The sequence below is a fragment of the Xanthomonas sp. DAR 35659 genome, assembly GCF_041242975.1.
Classification (GTDB): domain Bacteria; phylum Pseudomonadota; class Gammaproteobacteria; order Xanthomonadales; family Xanthomonadaceae; genus Xanthomonas_A; species Xanthomonas_A medicagonis.
Genome location: NZ_CP162488.1, coordinates 5,308,302 through 5,330,656, shown reverse-complemented (window position 1 = coordinate 5,330,656; position 22,355 = coordinate 5,308,302). Strand labels below are relative to the sequence as shown.

General features: G+C 68.8%; 17 protein-coding genes. 9 read left to right on the top strand and 8 right to left on the bottom strand.

The annotated features are described in order from the left end of the window. Positions 1-37: 37 nt before the first annotated feature. The 4 genes from AB3X07_RS22580 (at position 38) to AB3X07_RS22565 (ending at position 3,597) form a co-directional block, all read left to right on the top strand. Entirely contained in the window at positions 38-1,525 is a 1,488-nt protein-coding gene (locus AB3X07_RS22580) for an MFS transporter (protein ID WP_369941484.1), read from the top strand. Between the two features lie 29 nt (positions 1,526-1,554). Further along, the gene (locus AB3X07_RS22575; protein ID WP_369941482.1) at positions 1,555-2,571 is read left to right on the top strand and encodes a glycoside hydrolase family 43 protein; all 1,017 of its coding nucleotides are present in this window, start codon (positions 1,555-1,557) and stop codon (positions 2,569-2,571) included. 256 nt (positions 2,572-2,827) lie between these two features. Then, complete coding sequence (locus tag AB3X07_RS22570) at positions 2,828-3,022, top strand: YdcH family protein (RefSeq protein ID WP_369941480.1); 195 nt, start codon at positions 2,828-2,830, stop codon at positions 3,020-3,022. Further along, positions 3,019-3,597, top strand: coding sequence for a DUF488 family protein (locus AB3X07_RS22565; protein WP_369941478.1), 579 nt, complete (start codon positions 3,019-3,021; stop codon positions 3,595-3,597). Before AB3X07_RS22570 ends, AB3X07_RS22565 begins: the two co-directional genes overlap by 4 nt. Before the next feature lie 70 nt (positions 3,598-3,667). Here AB3X07_RS22565 and AB3X07_RS22560 read toward each other — a convergent pair whose 3' ends face one another. Genes AB3X07_RS22560 through AB3X07_RS22550 form a run of 3 tightly spaced genes read right to left on the bottom strand, consistent with a single transcriptional unit; the run spans position 3,668 to position 8,325 of the window. Continuing rightward, positions 3,668-4,660: a DUF2884 family protein gene (locus AB3X07_RS22560; RefSeq protein WP_369941476.1), complete on the bottom strand. Its 993-nt coding sequence runs from the start codon at positions 4,658-4,660 to the stop codon at positions 3,668-3,670. A 45-nt stretch (positions 4,661-4,705) separates the two neighbouring features. Further along, positions 4,706-7,363, bottom strand: coding sequence for a glycerol-3-phosphate 1-O-acyltransferase PlsB (gene plsB / locus AB3X07_RS22555; protein WP_369941474.1), 2,658 nt, complete (start codon positions 7,361-7,363; stop codon positions 4,706-4,708). Beyond that, positions 7,363-8,325 (bottom strand): hypothetical protein, encoded by a 963-nt coding sequence (locus tag AB3X07_RS22550; protein WP_369941473.1) that lies wholly within the window; start codon positions 8,323-8,325, stop codon positions 7,363-7,365. The genes plsB and AB3X07_RS22550 overlap by 1 nt, the downstream gene beginning before the upstream one ends. Before the next feature lie 376 nt (positions 8,326-8,701). On the opposite strand from AB3X07_RS22550, the gene AB3X07_RS22545 reads away from it, so the two are divergent. The 3 genes from AB3X07_RS22545 (at position 8,702) to AB3X07_RS22535 (ending at position 15,944) form a co-directional block, all read left to right on the top strand. After that, on the top strand, positions 8,702-11,770 hold the full coding sequence (locus AB3X07_RS22545; RefSeq protein ID WP_369941471.1) for a discoidin domain-containing protein: 3,069 nt from the start codon (positions 8,702-8,704) through the stop codon (positions 11,768-11,770). Then, positions 11,767-12,819: a LacI family DNA-binding transcriptional regulator gene (locus AB3X07_RS22540; RefSeq protein WP_369941469.1), complete on the top strand. Its 1,053-nt coding sequence runs from the start codon at positions 11,767-11,769 to the stop codon at positions 12,817-12,819. Before AB3X07_RS22545 ends, AB3X07_RS22540 begins: the two co-directional genes overlap by 4 nt. Positions 12,820-12,908: 89 nt before the next feature. After that, positions 12,909-15,944 (top strand): TonB-dependent receptor domain-containing protein, encoded by a 3,036-nt coding sequence (locus AB3X07_RS22535; RefSeq protein ID WP_369941467.1) that lies wholly within the window; start codon positions 12,909-12,911, stop codon positions 15,942-15,944. Positions 15,945-16,025: 81 nt separating this feature from the next. On the opposite strand, the gene AB3X07_RS22530 is transcribed toward AB3X07_RS22535, so the two are convergent. After that, positions 16,026-16,496, bottom strand: a complete 471-nt coding sequence (locus AB3X07_RS22530; protein WP_369941465.1) for a hypothetical protein — start codon at positions 16,494-16,496, stop codon at positions 16,026-16,028. Between the two features lie 18 nt (positions 16,497-16,514). Between AB3X07_RS22530 and AB3X07_RS22525 the strand changes: the two genes are divergently transcribed. Then, the gene (locus tag AB3X07_RS22525; RefSeq protein ID WP_369941463.1) at positions 16,515-18,020 is read left to right on the top strand and encodes a tryptophan halogenase family protein; all 1,506 of its coding nucleotides are present in this window, start codon (positions 16,515-16,517) and stop codon (positions 18,018-18,020) included. A 181-nt stretch (positions 18,021-18,201) separates the two neighbouring features. On the opposite strand, the gene pyrF is transcribed toward AB3X07_RS22525, so the two are convergent. Next, positions 18,202-18,945 (bottom strand): orotidine-5'-phosphate decarboxylase, encoded by a 744-nt coding sequence (pyrF, locus tag AB3X07_RS22520; protein ID WP_369941461.1) that lies wholly within the window; start codon positions 18,943-18,945, stop codon positions 18,202-18,204. Further along, a complete protein-coding gene (locus tag AB3X07_RS22515; RefSeq protein ID WP_369941459.1) occupies positions 18,942-19,868 on the bottom strand; it encodes a 5'-nucleotidase, lipoprotein e(P4) family in 927 nt (308 codons plus the stop codon). The genes pyrF and AB3X07_RS22515 overlap by 4 nt, the downstream gene beginning before the upstream one ends. 429 nt (positions 19,869-20,297) lie before the next feature. Here AB3X07_RS22515 and AB3X07_RS22510 point away from each other — a divergent pair, with 429 nt between their 5' ends. Further along, positions 20,298-20,948 carry a YceH family protein gene (locus AB3X07_RS22510; RefSeq protein ID WP_369941457.1) on the top strand — a complete coding sequence of 217 codons (651 nt, stop codon included), beginning with the start codon at positions 20,298-20,300 and terminating at the stop codon, positions 20,946-20,948. A gap of 212 nt (positions 20,949-21,160) precedes the next feature. Here the strand turns inward: AB3X07_RS22510 and AB3X07_RS22505 are convergent, their stop codons facing one another. Together AB3X07_RS22505 and AB3X07_RS22500 are read right to left on the bottom strand one after the other, a co-directional pair. After that, complete coding sequence (locus tag AB3X07_RS22505) at positions 21,161-21,703, bottom strand: DinB family protein (RefSeq protein WP_369941456.1); 543 nt, start codon at positions 21,701-21,703, stop codon at positions 21,161-21,163. A 3-nt stretch (positions 21,704-21,706) separates the two neighbouring features. Continuing rightward, on the bottom strand, positions 21,707-22,252 hold the full coding sequence (locus tag AB3X07_RS22500) for a GNAT family N-acetyltransferase (RefSeq protein ID WP_369941454.1): 546 nt from the start codon (positions 22,250-22,252) through the stop codon (positions 21,707-21,709). Positions 22,253-22,355 lie beyond the last annotated feature (103 nt).

Below are 22,355 nucleotides of genomic sequence, written 5' to 3'. Positions count from 1 at the left end.
AGAGGGACGCAGGTCCCTCCTCGCGACTCCCAGGCCCATGACCAGCACGCCACACCGCCTCCCGCTCAGCGAAAAGATCGGCTACAGCCTGGGCGACCTGGCCGCCAACCTGATCTTCCAGACCCTGGTCACCTTCCTGGCGTTCTTCTACACCGACGTCTACCGCATCCCCGCCGGCACCGCGGCCACGCTGATCTTCACCGTCGGCCTGCTCGGTGCGTTCGTGTTCACCCCGCTGGTGGGCGTGCTGGCCGACCGCACGCGCACGCGCTGGGGCAAGTTCCGGCCGTGGATCCTGTGGACCGCGCTGCCGTTCGGCGCGCTGTCGCTGCTGGCGTTCAGCACGCCGGACCTGGGGACGCACGGAAAGAGCGTCTACGCCTTCGCCACCTACACCCTGCTGATGCTGATCTACGTCGCCAACAACCTGCCGTACTCGGCGCTCAGCGGCGTGCTCACCGGCAGCATGGAGCAGCGCAACAGCCTGTCGGCGTACCGGTTCCTCGCGGTGACCACCGCGCAGTTCGTGATCCAGGTGCTGCTGCTGCCGCTGGTGCTGATCCTGGGCAACGGCGACAAGGCGCAGGGCTTCGAGCGCACCATGGCGCTGTTCGCCGGCATCGGCACGCTGTGCTTCCTGATCACCTTCCTCACCACCCGCGAACGGGTGCTGCCGATCGCGGCCGGACCGTCCAGCGTGCGCCAGGACCTGGCCGATCTGGTGCGCAACAAGCCGTGGCTGGTGATGCTGCTGCTGACCGTCCTGGTGTTCGTCAACCTGGCGATGAAGGGCGGCATGTACGTGTACTACTTCAAGTACTACCTGGATGCCGCGGCGCTGACCCGGTTCCTCGACCAGGCCGGTTTCAACGGCTTCATCGCCGGCATCAACGCGCTGCTCGGCAGCGCCGGCCTGGCCGCGCTGCACTGGCCGCAGGACGCGCCGACCTCGGCCTTCAGCGTGTTCAGCGCCGGCGGCATCCTGGCGATGATCGTCGGCATCGGTTTCTCCAAGCGCCTGGCCGACCGCTACGGCAAGCGCAACGTGTTCGGCGCCGCGCTGCTGGTGTCCACGCTGTTCCTGCTGGCGTTCTTCTTCTACCCGCCGCAGGCGATCGGCCTGGTGTTCGCCTCCTACGTGCTGCACGGCTTCTTCTACGGCATCACCATCCCGCTGCTGTGGGCGATGATCGCCGACGTCGCCGACTACTCGGAGTGGAAGAACCACCGCCGCGCCACCGCGATCATCTTCTCGGCGATGCTGTGCGGGCTGAAGGTCGGCCTGAGCATCGGCGGCGCGCTGGTCGCCGGCCTGCTCGCCTTCTACGGCTACGACGCCACGCTGCCGCAGCAGAGCGCCACGGTGGCCACCGGCATCCGCCTGGCGGTCAGCGTCTACTGCGCGATCCCGTTCCTGCTCGGGGTGGCGCTGCTGTGGCTGTACGAGATCGACAAATCGCTGGAATCGCGCATCGAGCGCGAGCTGGACGCGCGCCGCCTGCAGGCCGCCGCGTCGGGCACCTGACGCTTCTTCTCCCACCCCCTAGGTACGCAATGGCCGCCGACACCGACGCCGCAGACCTGCAGACGCTGGCCCGCAAGGCCATCTCGCAGCCCCTGGTGACCCACATGTACACCGCCGACCCGTCGGCGCACGTGTTCGAGGGCGCGCTGTACATCTACCCGTCCCACGACATCGATGCCGGGGTCGCCTTCAACGACAACGGCGACCACTTCGGCATGCGCGACTACCACGTGTTCCGCATGGACACGCCGCAGGGGCCGGCGGTGGACTGCGGGCTGGCGCTGCACGTGGACGACGTGCCGTGGGCCGAGCGCCAGCTATGGGCGCCGGATGCGGCCTGCCGCGACGGCCGCTACTACCTGTACTTCCCGGCCAAGCGCGCCGACGGCCTGTTCCAGATCGGCGTGGCGGTGGGCGAGCGCCCGCAGGGGCCGTTCAAGGCGCAGCCGCAGCCGATCGCCGGCAGCTACTCGATCGATCCGGCGGTCTTCGCCGATGCCGACGGCGAGCACTACCTGTACTTCGGCGGGCTCTGGGGCGGGCAACTGGAGCGCTACCGCGACAACGTCTACGCCGCCGACAACGCCGAACCGGCCGACCACGAGCCGGCGTTGGGCCCGCGCGTGGCACGCCTGCGCGCGGACATGCTGGAACTGGCCGAGGCTCCGCGCGAGATCGCCATCGTCGATGCCGACGGCCGCCCGCTGCTGGCCGGCGACCACGCGCGGCGCTACTTCGAGGCACCGTGGCTGCACGTCTACGGCGGCCGCTACTACCTGTCGTACTCGACCGGCGACACCCATTTGCTGTGCTACGCGATCGGCGATTCGCCCTATGGCCCGTTCACCTACCAGGGCCCGCTGCTGAGCCCGGTGGTGGGCTGGACCACGCACCACTCGATCTGCGAATTCCAGGGGACGTGGTACCTGTTCTATCACGACGCGGTGCTGTCCGGCGGCGTCACCCACCTGCGCTCGATCAAGCTCACCGAACTGCAGCACGATGCGCGGGGGCGCATCGCGCTGGTCCATCCCTACGGCGCGTGAGCGCGTGGCGCGGCGCTCGTGCCGCGCGCGCGTCGCACCGCGGCTGGCGGCGGCCTGCGCACGCACGCGCCGGGGCGACCGACCTATGACACCAGCACCAGGTTCTGGGTCTGCGGGTCGGCGGTGAGCGCGCCGACCTTGCCGGCGCCATCGAAGGACACCTGGAACTCGCCGCAGCTGGTCCGCCAGCAGCGGCATAGCCGCGCACGGTGACGGCGGCCCCATCGCCTGTGTATGCTCGGGACTCGTGGAAGACATGACGCCCGCCGAGATCTCCCTGCGCATCGACGCCCTGCGTCGCGAGCACCGTGCGCTCGACGAAGAACTGCAGCGCATCCCAGCCAACCTCGACGACGAACTGCAGGCCAAGCGGCTGAAGAAGCGCAAGCTGCAGCTCAAGGACTGCATCCTGCGCCTGGAAAACCTGCTGATCCCCGACGAACCGGCGTGAGTGCGCCGACGTTCTTCAGCGTCGGCCATTCCACGCGCCCGCTCGACGTCTTCCTGGACATCCTGCACGACGCGCGGATCACGCAGTTGGCCGACGTGCGCGCGTTTCCGTATTCGCGGCGCTTCCCGCAGTTCGACGGCAGCGCCCTGGCGCCGGCGCTGGCCGCGGCCGGCATCGGCTACCGGCACTTCCGCGCCCTGGGCGGGCGCCGTGGCAAGCAGCCGGGGATCGACCCGCGGCGCAACGGCCATTGGCGCAGCGTCAGCTTCCACAACTATGCCGACTACGCGCTGGGCGCCGAGTTCGGCGAGGCCCTGGCGCAACTGCGCGCCTTCGGCGGCGCTGGCGGCTGCGCGGTCATGTGCGCCGAGGCCTATTGGCGCCAGTGCCACCGGCAGATCATCTGCGACCACCTGTTGCACCACGGCCATCCCGTGGTCCACCTGATCGACGTCGCGCGTCAGGAGCCGGCCACGCTCAACCCGGCGGCGCGCACCGATGCGCAGGGGCAATTGGTCTATCCGCCGGATGCGGCGGAGACCGGGCCCGTCACTGGCGACTTGTTCGGCGCCTGAGTCCGGCTGTCGCCTCTGCCGTACGCATTGCTTGCCCGCGCGCCGGCAGCGCCGCCGCGCGGGAAACGCCTCATTTGCCTGGCAGGGACGGAACCGCGACCGCGTCGCCGCGCGGCGTGTCGTCGGCGGCGATTCCGGCAGTGGCGGGGGAGGCCGGTCCGGTCGCGGCGTCCTGCGTGGTGGCGAGCAGGCGCAAGGGCTGGCCGCGGTAGCGGAACTCCAGCGCCTGCTGCAGTGCGTCCAGGCGCGCGACCCGCGCGCACAGCGCCTCCGCCTTGGTTTCGATGCCCTTGCTGCGCGCGTCCATCCGGGCCTCGAACGCGGCATCCATGTGCTGGGCGCGCGCGTCGATCGCCTCCGCGCGGCCGGTGACTATCTGCCAGAGCAAGTGTCGGGAGATGCTGCCCGTGAAACCCTCCGCCTCGGTCTGCACGTAGCGTTCGAAGTTGCCGTCGAACGCGCTCTGGTCCCAGCGCCCCTTGCCGAGCGTGCCATCGACGTAAGTATTGGCCTGCTTACGCAGCCGCTCGATCTTGCGTGCGTTGCCGGCACTGCCGGTCAGCACCTCGACGACCGTGCCGAGCACGTCGTAGCTCAGTTCGACCACCTCGTGCGAGAGGTCCGCGACCTGCGGCATCAGGGCGCGCGTTTCGCGCTCCATCTCCAGCAGGCGCTGCGCATCGGCGGTGCCGATTTGCTGCACCTGGTGGTCCACGCTCAACTCGCCGGCATGGAAGAAGATCTCACGCGGCCCCTCGCCATCGCGGGTGAGCCAGATGCCGCCGGTGTCGGCCAGCACGTTGAACGGCGTGCTCAGGCCGCACTGCCGCGAGGACACCTGCGGCCGATGGTCGTGCCGGGCCTGGTCATCGTTCGGGTCGGCCAGGGCCGATCCGCTGGACGCGGCGAGCAGCACCAGAGCAAGGAAGCAAACCGTGCGCATCGCTGCAGCCCGCGTCGTGGAGTCCAGCGCATGCTCGCCATCGCATGGGCCGACAGTCGCGTGTCGGAAGTCACTGTGTCGCGCGGCGGGGAGCGCGAGGGCGGGCGCGTCGTCACGCACCTGGATGCCGCCGCGCCGCCGCGCCGGATGCAGCCCGACGCCGGTTCAGTCCTGCGGCACCGCCGGCTCTTCCGGCTTCGCCGCCTCCGGGCTGACCCGCTCGATGGTGTGGCGCAATTCGCGGCCAAGAATGAACTTGGCATCTTTCGCCCACGCATCCAGCCGGTCGTCGAACACCAGCTTGCTGTTCTCGTCCGGCCACACCAGCTTCAGTTCGCGCAGCTTCTGGATGAAGCCGCGGAACAGGGTCTTGTCGAAGAACTCCGGCGCGGCCGGCGCGTACAGCAGGCTCAGGCGTTGCGCGGCCTGCTGGCACAGGCTCTCCAGTTCGCCGGCGCCGAGCTTGCCCGGGCCGTTCTTCACCAGCACCGAAATGGCGATGTAGTAGCGCTCGAACGCCTGCTGCAGCGAGTGGCCGATCGCGCGCAGGCGGAACACCTCGTCGGTCTGGCCGGTGTTGCGCGCCAGCACGCCGCCGTCGTCGTCGTTGACCTGCAGCAGCAGCCCTTCGCGCACGAACACCTCGATGGTGCGCTCGATGCGCTCGGCGAACTGGTCCTCGCTCCACGGCAGGAACAGTTCGGCCTGCAGGAACGGGTACACGGTGCGGCCCAGCCGCAGCAGCCCGGCGCGGCTCATGCGGCGGTTGTTCTGGAAGCAGCACGCCACCCACGAGGAGGCGGTGAACAGGTGCAGCACGTTGTTGCGGAAGTAGCTCAGCAGCACCGCGTTGTCGCCGTTGACGCTGAGCACGTCGCCGAGCGGATGCGGCGTGCGGGTCAGCACGTTGATCTCCTCGGCGTGGGCGATGATGCGCTCGGGCGAATGCGGGGTCACCGTGACCCGGTCCGAGTACGGCAGTTCCGCCAGCAGCTTCTTGCACAGTTCGATCTGCGCGACCAGGTCGGCCTCGCCCATCGCGTGCTTGGGCGTGGACAGCAGCGCCAGCGCCAGCAGGTTGACCGGATTGACGTCGGCGGCGGCGTTGATGTGGACCTGGATCTGCTGCGCCAGCGCGTCGACGGTGCCGTTGAGCCAGGACGGCTTCTCGTCCTCGCCCAGTGGCTGGCCATCCCATTCCGGCGCGCGTTGCGCCAGCATCTGGCTCAGCGCGATCGGCTCGCCGAAGTTCACCACCACCTGGCCGTAGTTCTGCTTGAGCACCTTGGGGATGCCCCACAGCAGCGCCCAGATCGATTCCTTTTCCTTGGGCCGGCCGCTGAGCTCGTCGAGGTAGCTGTTGCCCTCCATCAGCTTCTCGTAGCCGACATAGATCGGCTGGAACAGCACCGGCTTGCGCGGCTGGCGCAGGAACGCGCGCAACGTCATCGCGATCATGCCGCCCTTGGGCTGCAGCAGCCGGCCGGTGCGCGAGCGCCCGCCTTCGACGAAGTACTCGATCGAGTAGCCGCCGGACACCAGTTGCGCCACGTACTCGCTGAGCACCGCCGAGTACAGTGCGTTGCCCTTGATCGAGCGGCGGATGAAGAATGCGCCGCCCTTGCGCAGCAATTGCCCGACCACCGGCAGGTTGAGGTTGATGCCGGCCACGATGTGCGGCGGCACGATGCCGCGCTCGTACAGCAGGTAGCTCAGCAGCAGGTAATCCATGTGGCTGCGGTGGCTGGGCACGTAGATCACTTCGTGCCCCGGCGCGGCCTCTTTCAGCTTGTCCAGGTGGTGCACCAGCACGCCGGCATAGATGCGGTTCCAGACGTGGGTGAGCAGGAAGCTGGCCGAGCGCACCACCGGGCTGGAATAGTCGGCGGCGATCTCCCAGGCATAGGCGTGGGCCTTGCGCCAGGCGTCCACCGGCTTGCTGTTGTCGCGCTTGGCCTGCGCGGCGATCGCCTCGCGCACCGGTTCGGCGGCCAGCACCTGGTCCACCAGCAGGCGCCGGGTCGACAGGTCGGGGCCGATCACCGCCTCGCGGATGCGCCGGAAGTGGGTGCGCAGCACGCGCTGCAGCTTGCGCACGGTGCGCTCCGGCGGCAGCCCTTCCTCGATCGTCTGCCGCATCGACACCGGCGGCGCGAAGCGCACGATGGTGCTGCGGCCGTTGAGCAGCACGCCGAGCAGGCGCCGGAAGCTGCCCACCAGCGCCCAGTTTTCCGAGAACAGCACCGCGAACCAGCCGCTCTGCTTGTCCGGCGCGCGGCCGACGAAGATCGACACCGGCACCAGGTGGATGTCCAGGTCCGGCCGCTCGCGGTGCGCCTGCAGCAGCCTGGCCAGCGAATCGGAGTGGGTCTTGGCGCCGCGCTGCTCGGGAATCAGCGCGTTGTTGCTGCTGCGCCGCGACAGCGCCAGGTAGGCGCGCTTGCGTCCCAGCGGGTCGCCGGGCAGCGGCACCAGCGGCGACGGCAGGCCGGCCTCGCGGCAGGCCTTGTCCAGGATCAGCGCGTTGGACAGGCCGTAGTCCTCCAGCACGTAGACCACCGGGCGGCCGTCGTCGTACTGGCCGGGTTCGGCCGGTTCGATCTTCAGCCCCAGCCACGGATCGGCCACGCGCCCGAGCAGGCGTGCCCACAGCGGCCGCTTGGCGGTGCGCGGGGACGCTGCCGGGACCGGCAATGCGGCGGCGGACGCCTCGGTGGGGTCGGCGCCGGTCGCGGCGGCCGGCGCGTGCGCCGGGTCCGGCGCGCGCGTGGCCGCGGCGTCGTCGGGGAAGGGCAGGGGATTTTGTTCTGGCATCGGCGTCATTATCGCTTAGCCGGCGGCGCGGGTTCGGCGGCCGGGGGCGCCGGGGCGTCGGCGGGCGGGACGGGGGGCGCGACCGGTGGCGCCGCCGCGGCCAGCAAGGTGTCCACCTCGTGCAGCGTGTCGCGCAGGTACCAGTGGCCCTGGCGACGCACCAGCACCGCGGTGGTGTCGATCTGCGCGCCGCCCAGCGGGTACTGGATACGCACCACGGCCTGGTCGCCCTGCTGGTTGACCAGGCCGGTGCGCAGTTCGCGGGCGCTGGCGTCCAGGTCCAGGCCGTAGTCGGCCAGCACGGTCTTCAGGTCGGCCAGGAACGGGCCGAGCCGGCCCAGGCTCTGCTCCATGCCCAGGCCGTGCAGATCGGCGTCGCTGCGAACGCCGGTGCGGCGCGCGGCGGCGCTGAGCCGCGCGATCGCCGCCTGCGCGCGCTTGCGCTCGGACAGCGGCGCATGCTCGGCCCAGGCGCTCAATGCCTGCACCAGCTGCACGTAATGGCCGCGCTGCTCGGGGGTGTAGTCGCCCTGGTTGCGCAGATACTGCACGCCGAACAGGCCCAGCGAGTGCGCGGCCTGGCGCAGGCTCGCCGCCTGTCCGCCGAACTGCGCATCGAAGGCGCGCTGCAAGTCGCGCTCGGCCTGCGGCGCGGCCAGGGTGTCGAGGATCTGCGGCAGGCGTTCGGCCAACGGCAACTCGCTTAGCGGCCAGCGGCTGCGGTCCTCGCGCCAGGCCTGCTGCAGGCGCTGGTACTGCTCCGGCGGCACCGCGGCGCGGGCGTAGCCGGCCAGGTCGTTGCGTTGCAGCGTGCGCGCCAGTTCGCGCACCGCCGTGGCCGGTTCGGCGCCGGCGCCGGGCAACTCGGTCGGGGTGCGCTTGCAGCCGCCGAGCAGGACCAGTGCGGCCAGCAGCAGTGCGGGAACGAGATGCGAGGACGTGGCCCGGGTCGGGCGGCGTGGCGGCGGCATACTGTTGGCTCGTTCCCCAAAACGTTCCGCATCTTGCTGGGCGCGCACGATTCCGGCAAGCCGCGCGGTGGTGCGACGGCGGCCGCGCACGCAAGGCCGGTGTCGTCCCGGGACAATTTCCTGACCCGCTTGCCAAGGTCGGGACAACGGTGTCGGCACGATGGCGGCATCGTGCACGGCATGCCGCCACATTGTGCAATGTTGCGGCGCATCATGTAACCGCTTGCAGTTGCTGTTAACGTCCGCCCACCTCGGCATGAGGTGGTACTGGACGGGGGTCCCAGTGCGATACAGGTCCGACATCTTTCGAGCGCTGGGTCACGGCGGCATTGGCCGACGTGGCTTGGCCCTGGCCGGTCTCCTGTGCGCCTGCGCCATGGTGCTGCCAGCGCAGGCGCAAGACGGCGGCCTGCCGCCGCGCGATGCATGGCGCGCCTCCAGCTCCTCCAGCCAGGTCAAGGCGCAGGCGATCGCGTACCTGATCGACGGCGATGCCACTACGCGCACCGGCGGCGCCTTCACTCCCGGACACTGGTTCCAGATCGACCTGGGGCGCCAGGCGCGGATCGGCGGCGTGCAGTTGCAATGGGACACCGCCAATCCGGAAGGCTACCTGGTGCAGGTCTCCAGCGACGGCCAGCGCTGGGACACGGTCTACACCATGACCGATTCCCTGGGCGGCAGCGAGACCCTGTTCTTCGCGCCCCGCAGCGCGCGCTATCTGCGCCTGGCCAGTCCCGAGCGCAGCGCCGACTGGGGCGTGTCGATCTACGAGATGGCGCCGCTGGGCGAAGCGGCGAGTGCGCGCCTGCAAGGCCTGTCGGTGGCCGACGCGGCCGCGCTGTGGCAGGGCGGCGCGGCGGTCGCGATGCCCGGCAAGGGCGCGCAGGCGCGGCAATTGGACATCGCCTTCCCGCGCCCGCTCGCCAGCGCCGGCCTGATCGTCGAATTCGCCGGCGTCCACGGCGCGGCGCAACTGCAGGCGCGCGATGCCGCCGGCCGCTGGAGCACGCTGGCCGAGGATCCGCTGGCCGGGCAGAGCGACAGCGCCATCCTGGCCGGCACCGCGCCGGTGCAGGCGCGCGCGCTGCGCCTGCGCGTGGAGGCCGCGCCCGGCGGCGTCGCCCCGGTGCTGCGCCGCCTGCGCCTGCTCGGACCCAAGGCGCTGATGACGCCGATGCAGCGCTACCAGGTCGCCGCGCAGCGCGGCGCCACGCGCGCGCTGTTCCCGGCCTCGCTGCACATGCAGCAGACCTATTGGACCGCGGTCGGCATCCATGCCGGCCGGCAGAAGTCGATCTTCGACGAATACGGCAACCTGGAAGCGTGGAAGGGCGCGCCGCTGGTGCAGCCGCTGTGGCGCGATGCGTCCGGCACCGCCGCCGGCGCCGACGGCCACGCGCTGACGCATGCGCTGCGCGACGGCTGGAAACCGATGCCGTCGGTGCGCTGGTCGCCGCAGCCGGGGCTGGAATTGCGCAGCGAGACCTTCGCGATCGAACGCAACGGCCAGCCGGTCACGCTCCTGCGCCATCGCCTGCGCAACACCGGCAACACCCCGGTCAGCGGCACGCTGTCGCTGCTGGTGCGGCCGATGCAGATGAATCCACCGTGGCAGAACGGCGGCCTTTCGCCGATCCACGACGTGGCGATCGAGGATGCCGCGGTGCGCGTCAACGGCCGCGTGCTGCTGGAATCGCTGAGCGCGCCCAGCGGCGCCGGTGCCGCGGCGTTCGGCGCGCACGGGGAGACCGAGATCACCCGCCACGTCGCCGCCGGCACGCTGCCGGCGCAACGCCAGGCGCACGACGCCGATGGGCTGGCCGCGGGGATGCTGAACTATGCGGTGACGCTGGCGCCGGGGGCGCAGCAGGACGTGGTGCTGGCGTTCCCGCTCGGCACCGCCAGTGCCGACAAGCAGGGCCGGCTTCCGCCGGCGCCACCGCTGGACCGCGCCGCGCTGCTGACCAGCGGCCGCGGCGATGCGGGACGCAGCTTCGACGCGCTGGCCGAGCAGGCCTCGGCGGACTGGCAGCAGCGCCTGGGCAACGTCGGCCTGAGCCTGCCCGACCCCAGCCTGGTCGACATGCTGCGCGCGCAGGCCGCGTACATGCTGATCAACCAGACCGGCCCGGCGATGCAGCCCGGCCCGCGCAACTACAACCGCTCCTTCATCCGCGACGGCATGGCCACCTCGGCGGTGCTGCTACGCATGGGCCAGGCCAAGGTCGCGCGCGACTACCTGCAGTGGTACAGCGACCACGCCGTGCATCCGAACGGATTGGTGTCGCCGATCCTCAACGACGACGGCAGCGTCAACGACGGCTTCGGCTCGGACCTGGAATACGACAGCCAGGGCGAGTACATCACCCTGGTCGCCGACGTGGCGCGCCTGGACGGCGGCCCGGAGAGCGTGCGCGCCTACCTGCCGAAGGTGAAGCTGGCGATGCAGTTCATGCAGCAGCTGCGCGAACGCACCCTGGTGCCCGGCTACATGGCCGAGCAGCCGGCGCCGGAGCGCTTCCGCGGCATCCTGGCGCCGTCGATCAGCCACGAAGGCTACTCCAGCCCCACGCATAGCTATTGGGACGACTACTGGGCGCTGAAGGGCTGGCACGACGGCGCGTGGCTGGCCGAGTCGCTGGGCGATGCGCGGACTGCGGCCTGGGCGCGCGAACAGTACGCCGCGCTGCGCACCTCGCTGGCCGCCTCGATCCGCGCCACGATGGCCTGGAAGGGCGCCGACTTCATCCCGGCCGCCGCCGACCTGGGCGACGGCGATCCGAGCAGCGTGTCGATCGCGTTGGATCCCACCGGCCAGCAGGACCTGCTGCCGGAGCAGGCGCTGCGCACCACCTTCGCGCGCTACCTGGAGGACGTGCGCAAGCGCAAGCAGCCCAACGCGCTGTGGGCGTATTCGCCGTACGAGATGCGCAACGTGCTGACCTACGTGCACCTGGACCAGCCGCAGGTCGCCGACGAACTGCTGCAGGACATGCTGCGCGACCGCCGTCCGCTGGAATGGCAGGTGCTGGCCGAGGTGGTGCAGTCGCGGCTGCGCTTCCCGCGCTACCTCGGCGACATGCCGCATACCTGGATCGGCGCCGAGTACGCGCGCACCCTGTTCGGCATGCTGATGCACGAAGGCGACGACGCGCTGGTGCTGCTGCCGGGCGCGCCGCCGGCCTGGGTCGAGGGCGAGGGCCTGTCGGTGCAACGCCTGCCCACCGCCTACGGCCAGCTGAGCATGCGCGCGCGCCAGCGCGAGCAGACCTTGCGCATCGACCTCGGCGCCGGGCTGCGCGCGGGCACCGCGGTGCGCGTGGTGTGGCCGTCGCGCACGCGTCCGGCGCAGCTGCGCGTGGACGGCCGCCGCATCGACGCCTACGACGCCAGCGGCGTGACCCTGGGCAAGCCGTTCCGGACCCTGGAGGCACGCTGGTGAATCCACGCACCGCGCCCGCGCCCGAACAGCGCGCCAGCATCACCATCAAGGACGTGGCGCGCCTGGCCAACGTCTCGGTGGCGACGGTGTCGCGCACCATGAACGGCCACCAGCACGTGGCCGAACCGGTGCGCGCGCGCGTGCTGGAAGCCGCGCGCACCTTGCACTACGTGCCGCACCATGCCGCGCGCAGCCTCAGCAGCCGCCGCACCCACACCATCGGCGTGGTCCTGCCCGACCTGCACGGCGAGTTCTTCTCCGAACTGATCCGCGGCATCGATACCGTGGCGCGCGAGCGCGGCCTGCACCTGCTGGTGTCCAGCTACCACGGCGAGCCGGAGGAGCAGCGCCTGGCGGTGCGGCGCATGCCCGGGCGCGTGGACGGCCTGCTGATCATGTCGCCTTATCTGGGCGGCGGCGCCGACGAGGCGATCGAACTGCTGCCCGGCGCCCTGCCGGCGGTGCTGATGAACTGCGCCGAGCGCATCGCCGACACCCAGGTGCTCAACGTCGACAACTACGGCGGCGCGCGCGCGATGACCCGCCACCTGCTCGACAGCGGCCACCGCCGCATCGCCTTCATCGCCGGGCCCGACGACAACTTCGATGCGCGCGAACGCCTGCGCGGCTACCGCGACGAACTGCAGGCGCAAGCGCCGCAGATCCCGCCGCAGGTACTGCCGGGCGATTTCGACGAAGCCTCCGGATACCGCGCCGGTCAGGCGCTGCTGCAGGGCGAGCGCCCGGACGTGGTGTTCGCGGCCAACGACATGATGGCGCTCGGCTGCCTGTTCGCCTTCACCCATGCCGGCCTGCGCGTGCCCGAGGACATCGCCCTGGCCGGTTTCGACGATGTGCCGATGGCGCGCTACGTGCACCCGGCGCTGACCACGATGCGGGTGGACATCGCCGGCTTCGGCGCGCGCGCGATGCAGCTGCTGCTCGCCGCGCTGGAGCCGCAGACCGCCACGGCGCCCCCGTCCACCGATATCGCTCCGCAATTGATCGTCCGTGCGTCCAGTGTCCAGCGAGGAACCGCCATGGACTGACCACGCCGACCCGCCGCATCACCACCGTTCCACTCCAACTAGAAGAAAGCACGCATGATCCCGTTTACCACCCTGGGAGGGGTACTGTCATGAAGAACAAGCGTTCCGCTTCCAACCTGCCCGCACGCAGCCTGCTGTGCTGCGCGCTGGCCACCAGCCTGTTCGCGGCGATGCCGGCGATGGCGCAGTCCAGCACCGCGACCCTGCGCGGCCAGGTCGCCTCGGCGCAGGCCGGCACCGAGGTCACCGTCACCAACATCGCCACCGGCTCGGTGCGGCGCGCGCCGGTCGGCGCCAACGGCAACTACACCGTCGTCGGCCTGCCGCCGGGCACCTACAAGGTCGAGGCCAACGGCGTCACCAAGACGGTCACGCTGCAGGTCGCGTCCTCGTCCACGCTCGATCTCGATGCCGGCACCGCGACCGCCTCGGGCGGCGATGCGACCACGCTGGGCACGATCAACGTCACCGCGCCGCCGTCGCTGAAGGACGTGAAGACCTCCGAGGTCGGCAACGTCGTTTCGCTGCGCCAGATCCAGCAGTTGCCGCAGGCCACGCGCAACTTCCTCGAGTTCGCCGACACCGTGCCGGGCATGGTGTTCCAGATCGATGGCAACGGGAATACCAAGCTGCGCGGCGGCGCCTCCAACGCCAGCGCCAGCAACCTGTACATCGACGGCGTCGGTCAGAAGAGCTATGTGCGCAGCGGCGGCATCGCCGGCCAGGCCGACACGCAGGGCAATCCGTTCCCGCAGTTGGCGATCGGCGAATACAAGGTCATCACCTCCAACTACAAGGCCGAGTACGGCCAGGTCAGCGGCGCGGCGATCACCGCGGCGACCAAGTCCGGCACCAACGAGTTCCACGGCGAAGCCTTCTTCCGCTACACCGACCAGGATCTGCGCGAGAAGCGTCCGGACGAAGACAAGGGCAAGATCGACTCGCAGACCAAGGAATACGGCTTCGCGCTGGGTGGCCCGATCATCCAGGACCGCATGCACTTCTTCGTCGCCTACGAGGGCAAGGAGAACGTGGCGCCCAAGAGCGTGCAGGCCGATGCCTCCGCGCAGCCCTTCATCGGCTTCTTGCCGGCCAATCTGGCGAGCCAGATTGGCGCGGCGAACATGCCGTTCAAAGAGGACCTGATCTTCGGCAAGATCGACTTCGAGCCGACCGATCGCGACCGCATCGAGTTGAGCACCCTGTACCGCGACGAGACGCAGATCGCCAACGTCGGCGGCGTCAACACGCTGGAGCAGGCCACCAACAAGTTCAACAAGGACAAGCGGACCAACCTGCGCTGGCAGCACAGCGCCGACAACTGGTACAACGAGTTGATCGTGGGCACCGAGAATTCGGAGAACAGCCCGACCGCCAAGACCTTGGGCAACGGCATCATCTACAAGTATCTGGCGCCACGTCCCGGTTCCGACGATGTGGACGAGTACACCTTCTTGAATACCGGCTCGGCCGGCGGCCTCAGCGTGCAGCGAAAGAGCCAGAAGGGTTGGTTCCTGCAGAACGATCTGACCTTCACCAGCTTCGAATGGCATGGCGACCACACCATCAAGATGGGCGTCAATTACAAGGACGTCGAACTGACCTCGCAGGACGCGGCCGCGGTGAACCCGCAGTTCGCCTATTCCGTCGATGCCAATGGTGTCGCCGCCACCCCGTACCGGGTGGATTTCGTTGCGCCGTACAACACGCCTGGGCAGAAGGCCACGGTGAAGTCTCCGTCCAAGCAGTACGGAATCTATATCCAGGACGACTGGGCCGCCACCGACAAGCTGATGATCAACATCGGCGTGCGTTACGACTACGAGGACACCCCGGCCTACACCGATTTCGTCACGTCTCCGGCATTCGTCAACGCCCTGTACGCCGACGATCCGGAGAACCCGGGCCATCCGTGGGCCGACCGACTGCTGCCCAGCGGCATCAATGTCGCCGACTACATCAGCACCGGCAAGAACCGCAAGAACTTCAAGGACGCGTGGGCGCCGCGCCTGGGCTTCTCCTACGACTTCTTCGGCGACGAGACCGCCGTCCTGCACGGCGGCGCGGCGCGGTCCTACGACCGCAATCTGTTCGAGCAGCTGGCGCTGGAAACCAGCAAGGCGGCCTTGTCGCCGGTCGCGGTGTATTTCGAGAACCCCGCTACCGGTCAGTGCTACCGCGACGACCGTACCTGCGTGGCATGGGATCCGCGCTATCTGCAGGGCGTCGACCAGCTGAACACCATCCCCGGCGTCAGCGGCAGCGCCGAACTGTTCATCTTCAACAATCACATCAAGACCCCGTACAGCGACCAGTACAGCCTCGGCATCAGCAACCAGGTCGGCGACTGGCTGACCGACGTGACCTTCCAGCGCGTGCTCAGCTACGACGGTTTCGTGATGTCGTTGATCAACCGGTATCCGGATGGCTCGTACTTCCAGAACGGCGATCTGCCCTGGGGCGAGCCGGTGCCCGGCTACCAGAACACGATCCTCGGCAACAATGGCCTGGAACAGCGCAGCAGCCAGGTGCTGCTGTCGGCGGAAAAGCCCTACACCAAGGAATCGGGCTGGGGCCTGACGCTGTCCTACACCCACACCAACGCGCGTCAGAACCGCAAGATCGACGAGCCCTACGCGTTCGACAAGCCGACCATTCGCGGCTATCGCTTCGTGAAGTCCGATGCCACGCCGACGCATCGCTTCGTCGCCTCCGGCTCGATCGATGGCCCGTGGGGCGTGACCTTCGGCGCCAAGGTGGTGCTTGCCACCCCGGATCCTGTCAACGAAATCGCGTGCTACGGCTTCGTCGAGCCGGATGGCGGCACCTGCCAGCAGGTCGGCGTCACTCCGCCGGGCAGCGGCAAGTTCCTGGTCGGCGGCAAGATCTGGGGCTATCGCACGGTCGATTTCCAGGCGAGCAAGGACTTCACCGTGTACAACGACTTCAAGTTGTCGGCGCGTATCAATCTGCTCAACGCCTTCAACTTCAAGAACTACTCGTCGTATGTCTACAACGGCTGGGGTAGCGAAGGACGCTTCGATCCGGACATCACCATCAACAAGACGGGTGAGATCAACTATGTGCCGCGCACTGTAACTTTTGAAATCGGCGCCAAGTTCTGATGGTCCAATGCAAGACGCGCATGGCCAATGCCATGCGCGTCTTGTTTTTCATCCATCATCCCGCAACGAAACAAGCCTGCTCTAATCTACATTGACAATGGCGTTGGCGGGCGGGATGAAGTTTTGTCCGGACGTGGTGGCGGTGGCCGAAATCGTATAGGTGCCGGGGTTGGGGATCACCGCCTTGCAATGCCTGATCGGCGTCGTGCTGTAGGACTCGTTTTGGGTGCTGCAAAGAAAATGGCCGTTCGCGAAGATATTGAAGTTGCTTGCATAGTCCACGGTGCCGCCGCCGGTGATGTAGATGTCGGCCTGGACGCCAGCGAACTTGGGCAGCGTCCCCTGCTGAAATATCCCTTGTACCGGGCTTGCAGCGACCGATGACCCCGACGCAACCACTCCAAGCAGGGCAATGGCCGTAACGATCGACTTTCTCATGTATCCGTCCTTGATAAATATGGCCAGCCGCAACGTTGGCCCAATGCCAATGCCGGGATGACGAGCGATGATCTGTTTTTGAATATTAAGAACCGGTAATTTTTCTGTTAGCATTGAATATGGAAGAATAATATGCTTACCAACCTGGTCATCGTCGGTGGCGGCACCGCCGGCTGGATGGCCGCCGCCGCGCTGGCGCGCGTGCTCGGTCCGGCCTACCGCATCACCCTGATCGAGTCCGAACAGATCGGCATCGTCGGCGTCGGCGAGGCCACCGTGCCGCACATCAAGGCCTTCAACAACCTGCTCGGCATCGACGAGGCCGAGTTCGTGCGCCAGACCCAGGGCAGCTTCAAGCTCGGCATCGAGTTCGTCGACTGGCTGCGGCCGGGCACGTCCTACGTGCATGGCTTCGGCACCGAGATCGGGCATCCGCTGGGGCTGCTGCCGTTCCAGCAGTACTGGTTCAAATTGGCGTTGGCCGGCAAGGCCAAGCCGTTGGGCGCCTACACGCTCAATACCGTGGCCGCCAAGCGCGGCAAGTTCATGACCTCGGCCAGCGATGCGCCGCCCACGTCGCCGTTGGCCAACATCGCCTATGCCTACCATTTCGACGCGGCGCTGTACGCGGCGTTCCTGCGCCGCTATTCCGAGCAGCGCGGGGTGACCCGGCGCGAAGGCATCGTCGAGGAGGTCCAGCTGCATCCGGAATCGGGCAACGTGGCGTCGGTGCGCCTGGCCTCCGGTGAGGTCGTCGCCGGCGACCTGTTCATCGACTGCTCCGGTTTCCGCGGCCTGCTGATCGAGCAGGCGCTGCATACCGGCTATCACGATTTCAGCCACTGGCTGCCGTGCGACCGCGCGCTCGCCGTGCCCTGCGCCAAGGTCGGCCCGCCCACGCCGTATACCCGCGCCACCGCGCGCGCGGTCGGCTGGCAGTGGCGCATTCCGCTGCAGCACCGCACCGGCAACGGCTACGTGTATTCCAGCGCGCATCTCAGCGACGACGAGGCCGCGGCCACGCTGCTGGCCAACCTGGACGGCCCGGCGCTGGCCGATCCGCGCCCGCTGCGCTTCCTCACCGGGCGCCGCAAGCAGGTATGGAACCGCAACGTGGTCGCGCTGGGCCTGGCCAGCGGCTTCATGGAGCCGTTGGAATCGACCAGCATCCATCTGATCCAGTCCGGCATCTCCAAACTGCTGGAGCTGTTTCCGCGCGAGGGCATCAGCCCGGTGCTGGTGCAGCGCTACAACGACCGCATCGCCTTCGAGTTCGACCGCATCCGCGATTTCCTGGTGCTGCACTACCACGCCACCGAGCGCGACGACAGCGACTTCTGGCGGCAGTGCCGCGCCATGACGATCACCCCGGAACTGCAGGCCACCCTGGACCTGTTCCGCGACAGCGGCCGCTTCTACCGCAACGCCGAGGAAATGTTCGCCGAGATCAGCTGGGTGCAGGTCATGGTCGGGCAGGGCATCCTGCCGCGCGGCTACCACCCGCTGGTGGACCAGGTGCCAGGCGCGGACATCGAACGCTTCGTCGCCAGCATCGAGCAGACCATCGGCCACTGCGTGGACGCGATGCCGCCGCACCAGGCCTTCATCGACCGCTACTGCGCGGCCGCGCCGCGCTGAGCGTTGCCCGGCGCCAAGCCAAAAAAAGAGGCCACGCGCACCAGGCACGGGCCTCTTCAAAATCCGACCGAAGCCGGAGAACGGTTGGTGGCGCATCTCCGGCAAAGCCGGACGCTGCGCATGCTACCGGCACCGTCAATTTAATGCAATGGTTTAAATTAATGCATCTAAGTTGTTGAAATTAATAGGCGTGTTGGGCCTGTTCGCTTGCCAGGGTCGCCGCGATCTCACGCTGGATCGCCGCCGCCGCGGCCCTCGGATCGGCGGCCTGGCGGATCGGGCGGCCGACCACGATCGCATCGGCACCGTCGGCGAAGGCCTGGGCCACGCCCACGGTGCGCTGCTGGTCGTCGCCGACCGGGCCGCCGGGGCGGATGCCCGGGCACACGATCGAGAAGCCGGCGCCGGTGGCGCGGCGGATCGGCGCCGCTTCCTGGCCGGACGCGATTACCCCGTCGATGCCGGCGGCCTGCGCGGCCAGGGCACGCTCCACCACGACGTCCTGCGGTTCGCGGTCGATGCCCATCGACGCCAGGTCGGCGCGGCCCATCGAGGTCAGCACGGTCACCGCCAGCAGGCGCATCTCGCCGCCGTTGGCCTCGGCCGCGGCCTGCATCATCGCCGGGTGCCAGCCGTGGATCGTGCAGTAGTCCACCGGCCACTGCGACAGGCGCCGGATCACGCCGCCGACGGTGGCCGGGATGTCGAAGAACTTCAGGTCCACGAACACGCGCTTGCCGCGTGCGGCCAGTGTCTCCAGCACGTCGAAATACTCGCCGGAGGCCAGCAGCTCCATGCCGATCTTGTAGAACGCCACCGTGTCGTCGAGCCGCTCGATCCAGTCGATCGCCTCGGTGCGCCCCGGCACGTCGAGGGCGAAGATCAACCGCTCGTGCGCCTGCAGCGGCAGCGGCGCGCGGCTCACTGCGCCAGCTCCAGCGCCTGCACCTTGGCCTGGTGGCGTGCGGCGCGCGACTGGGTGAAGTCGTTGTTGAACAGCGCCGGTTCCCAGGACCCGTAGCTGGGGTTGGGCAGCATCCACCAGCGCTCGCCGAACCAGTCGTGGTACTGCTGCAACAACTGCGCGCGGCCTTCCGGCGTGTTCGCCACCACCTGCGCGAAGTCGCCGAGCTGGTCGCCGAACTGCATCAGCACGCGGTACTGCTGGCCGACCAGCTTGCGCCGGCAGTTCTTCTCCGAGCCGTTCTGCTCGCACCCCTTGACCACCGTGCCCAGGCCGAGCAGCACGCTGTTGTCGGCGACCGGCAGGCCGGCGCTGCGCAGGTTGGCCAGGGTCGCGTCGGTCAGGTGCACCGCGCGGTTGGTTACGTACAGCACGGTGATGCCCTTGGCGTCGGCCGCCTTGGCGAAATCGACCACGCCGGGGATCGGCTTGGCCTTCTTCTCGGCCACCCACTGGTCCCAGCTGAGCTCGTCGTACTCCTTGCCGCTGCGGATCAGCCGCGCCTGGTAGGGCGAGTTGTCCAGCACCGTTTCGTCCACGTCCATCACCACCGCCGGCTTCAGCCCGGTGGCGGCGTTGCCGCGCTCCTCCGGCACCAGCGCGTCCCAGTTCGGCTCCTTCAGCGCCGCGTCCAGGCGGTCGGCGGCGGCGCGATAGGTCTGTTCGGCCGCGGCCCGGTACTCGGCCGAGCGTTGCATCCACAGCACCGCGTTGAGGTTGTCGTCGCCGGCGGCGGCACCGGCAGATGCGGTGGCGGACGCGGCGGATGTGGCGGTCGCCGCGACGCTGGGCTTGTCGGCGGTATCCGGGGCCTGCGTCTGCGGCTTGCAGGCGGACAGGGCGAGCACGGCGCAAGCCAGTGCGGTGCGGGCGATCGGGGTCATCGGGCGCGGGAACCTAGGCGGGAATCCCGCGATTTTAGCGGGTTGTGGCGGTGCCCGTGGCGAGTGGCTACATCGGTGCGGGCATCGGGCCAGCACAGCGATGTCCCGCGAGGCGTTTGAGAGGCAAGCCGCCGCAGGCATTACGGATCTGGGCGCCGTGGTAATGACAAATCCTGCTGAACTCAAGCTGCTAGTAGTTGGGCTAGTTCGCGCAAATCGATTGCTGACACATTTGCTGGAGACTCCCCCTCGGTGTCCACGGCAATTGCCGTGACAGTGCGACCATCGTTGCAATCGCGTCACTGTCCCACTGGAGCCACATACGCTTGCTCTTCGGCACGGCTCACCGTGTTGTGCGGGTCGCGGATCGCAACCAAGCCGGCTCGGTTGGGCGCTATGCTACGCAATGATCCCATTGGCGCAAGCACAATGACCGACACCCCTACACCGCCCATCCTCTCTCCCATCGAAGCCCGTGCGCTTGGCTGCCTGATCGAAAAAGAGGCCACTACGCCGGATGCTTATCCGCTGACGGTCAATGCCACGGTGGTGGCGGCCAACCAGAAGACCTCGCGCGAACCGGTGATGTCGCTGAACCCTGGCGATGTGCAGCATGCGCTGCGCCAGTTGGAAGGGCATGGGCTGGCGCGGCAGCAGTTCTCCTCGCGCGCGGTGCGTTACGAGCATCGCCTGGCGGCGGCGTTGGATCTGACCCAGCAACAGGTGATCCTGATCGGGCTGCTGTTGCTGCGCGGTCCGCAGACGGCGAACGAATTGCTGGCGCGGTCCGAACGCATGGCGCGGTTCGCCGATGCCGAGGACGTCCGCCATCAGCTCGATCGGCTGGCGCAGCGTCAGTTGGCGGTGCAGTTGCCGCGCGCCAGCGGCCAGCGCGAGGATCGCTACATGCATCTGCTCGGTGGGCCCATCGATGCGGAGGCATTGGCGGCGACCTTCAAGGCGCGGCCGGCGACGTCCGGCAGCGAGGAGCTGGAGGCGCGGGTGCAGGCGCTGGAAGCCGAGGTGGCGGAGTTGCGCGAGATCGTCGCCGAGTTGCAGGCGCAGCGCGGTACGGCGTAGCGCGTTGTTCGCGGAAGAGTGTTGCGGCCGTGCGCTGGCGCTCGCCGCTAGCGTGGAGTCCGCCTTGCCGCCGCACTAACCGACTTGCAGAAGGCGCTGCCTTGCCGAGGGCGCTGCGGTCGTCGATTCGCTATGCGCTTGGCGGTAGCCATCGCGCAAAGATCTTGCACAGCCGCTGTCGCCAATATGCACGGCGGCCGCGCGCCCCGCGTTCACTCCATTTCCATCTGCGGGATCAAGGCCAGCAAATCGGTCACTCCCAGGTCCGCGCCGGCCTGGTTGAGCAAGGTGCTGGCCTGGCCGCGATGGTGGGTCTGGTGGTTGAAGAAATGCAGCAGCACGTCGCCGAAGCGCCGGCGATGGGGCGTGCCGCGGGTGTTGCTGTACTCCAAGGCGACATCCAGGTCCGAGGCGCTCACCTGCGCCATCCAGGCGGCGATGGTCGCGTCCAATGCCTGACGCTGCGCGAGCAGTGCGGGCAGGGTATCGGCCTGGACGGCGTCCAGCGCGGCGGGCGCCGGCGCAGCGGCGATCGCCGTCAACGCCGGATACTGCGCCGGATGCCTGGCGAAGCGCTGCAGCCAGATGGTGTCGGCCACCACCAGGTGGTTGAGCGTACCCAGCAGCGAGCCGAAGAAGGCGCCGCGTGGCTGCGCGATGGCCGGCGCCGGTAGCGCGGCCGCTGCCGCATACAGGCGCTCGTTCATCCATTGGTTGTAGCGGGCCAACAGTCGCAGCGATTCGAGGGCGTTCACGGCTCAGTTCTCCGATTCGTCGCCGTGCGAGGCGGTCAGGTCGCGGGCGTATAACGCCACCTCGTGTGCATCGGCCGCGACCCGCGTGCGGCCCTGTGCGGCGAAACCAAGCAGTTCCAGCAAACGGATCGAACGCGCGTTGCCCGGTGCGACGATGGCGCACAAGCGCGGCAACGCCAGGGTGTCCTGTGCATGGGCCAGCACCGCGCGTGCGGCCTCGCTGGCGTAGCCGTTGCCCTGGTAGGCCTGCAACAGGGCATAGCCCAGGTCGGGGGCGGGCAGGGTGGGGCGCGACACCAGGCCGGCCACGCCGAGCCAGGCGCTGTCGTCGCGGCGCTCCACCGCGTACAGGCCGAAACCGTGCTGCGCGTAGCTGCGCACGGGGCCATCGGCGAGATACTGCCGCGCCTGGGCGGCGTCGCGCACGCCGCGGTCGCCGATATGGGCCAGGAAGCCGGGATCGTTGAGCAGCGCCAGCATGGCCGCGGCGTCGCGGTCGGGGTCCAGCGAGCGCAGGCGCAAGCGCGCGGTGTCGATCACGGTGGCCACGGCGGCTCCTGGGAAGGAAGATGGTCGCTGCAGCGTGGCGCGGCCTGGGCGGCTTGGCAAGTTGCGGATGCGCCTACAGGCCTGCGGCGTGCCATGTTCGCCA